The 1,619-nt window shown below is 68.1% G+C and carries 1 protein-coding gene; it reads right to left on the reverse strand.

Annotation, left to right across the window (positions count from 1 at the left end):
• Positions 1-8 precede the first annotated feature (8 nt).
• Positions 9-1,508 carry an NF041680 family putative transposase gene (locus ABZS58_RS51260; protein ID WP_354792122.1) on the reverse strand — a complete coding sequence of 500 codons (1,500 nt, stop codon included), beginning with the start codon at positions 1,506-1,508 and terminating at the stop codon, positions 9-11.
• Between the last annotated feature and the right edge of the window lie 111 nt (positions 1,509-1,619).

Consider the following 1,619-nt stretch of genomic DNA (forward strand, 5'->3'; position numbering starts at 1 on the left):
CTTGGCGTTTAACGTCTTGTTGGTTTTGTGGGGGTGTTGGTGTCGTTGGTTTTGTGTGGTGGGTGGCGGGTTGCGGGTGTTGTGTGGCTGCCGGTGGGGCGTCCGGGGCCGGCTCGGGTGGGTTTGGGTTGGTTGGTGGGGGTGCCGATGTTGGCTGCTAGGTGGTGGAAACCTGCTCGGACTCGGCCGGGGGTCATCCGGTGGGTGGGTTGTGGGGGTTGCCAGGGTAGGTGGTGGTCGGCGATGAGGGGTCTGGCGAGGCGGAGTTGGGTGTATGCCAGGGCGATGAGCCAGGTCCAGTGGTCGGCCTGGTGTGGGGTGCGGAGTTTCGGGGTGGTCCAGCCGAGGGTCTGTTTGATGAAGCGGTAGGTGTGTTCGAGGTCGAAGCGGTGGAGGTAGGCGCGCCAGATCCGGTCGAGGTTTGGGGTGCTGCCGGGTGGGCCGGCCCACCACAGCCAGATCGGTTTGGGGTGCCGGCCCGGTTGGTGGGGTAGGTGTTGGACCTGGAGGCGGATGACGGTGCATTCCACGATGGTTGGCCGGCCGTCGGGGTCGCGGATGTAGGGCTGGTGTTCGGGGTGCAGGTGCTGCCAGGCGTGGACGTGGACCTGGCCGTGTCCGCCGGATCGGGTGGCGTTCACGGTGTGGGTGGTGTGGATGACGCCGTCAGGGCCTGGGCTGGTCTTGCAGGCGCGGGTCCAGGAGGCGGGGTGGGCGCAGTGGAATCGGGTGCCGTGCCGTTTCGGGCGTCCCGGCCGGCGGCGGGTTCCCGTGCGGGGCGCTGGCGGGCGGGTGAAGAACACCCGGTCGTTGCGGATCCGGACCACGATCTGGGCTGGGGTGTCGGCGAGGTCGACGGTGAGCTGGACCGGGTCGTAACCCGCGTCGAATGCGAACAACGTGCCGTCAGCACCAGGACTGGCATCAGGACTGGCGCCAGCGTTGGTGTCGAGGCGTTGCAGCAGGTTGTTGATCTGGTGCACCGCAACGGCGTTGGCGTTGTCGCCGACGGTGCGGCGGCGCACGTCCAGCGGTGCGGTCCAGGAGTCTGCCGGCGCGCTCAGCGCGGACAGCCAGGAGAAGTTCCAGCCGGCGACGACTGGTTTCCCGCGGACCGTGTGGGCCCGAGGATGCCGCTGATGGTAGTAGCCGCGCCCGGCGGAGCAGGCCGCGTCCGGACGGGGCCAGGTCGAGGTGTCCACCGCGAAGTCCGCGAACCCGTCCCGGGGGCGGTGGGCGGTCAGGACGTCACGCAGCCGGTCCTCATCAACCGCACCGTGGGCGACGGCTGCCAGGGCGGCGCCGTGCCCGCGTCGAGCAGTCGCCGCCAGGCTGAGATAGGCGACACCACCGACCGGGATCGGGCAGCACAACGCATCGACGAGTTCGAAGGCCGCATCCCCTCGCGCGGTCCAGCACTCGTACAGATCATCCCGGAACCGACGCAGTTCACCCTGGCGATCTTGGCCGTCCAAGCCGGGGTCGGAGACACTGAAACGAGCGGCCACCTCGTCCTCCTTGGGTAGATTCGTCTTCTTCCTCAAAGAGTGATCAGGTGGCCGCCCCGCTGTTGTCCCCCAGAAAGGGTGACAAACCAGACCCAGACGTTAAACGCCAAG

Source organism: Dactylosporangium sp. NPDC005555 (genome assembly GCF_040605635.1).
Lineage (GTDB): Bacteria > Actinomycetota > Actinomycetes > Mycobacteriales > Micromonosporaceae > Dactylosporangium.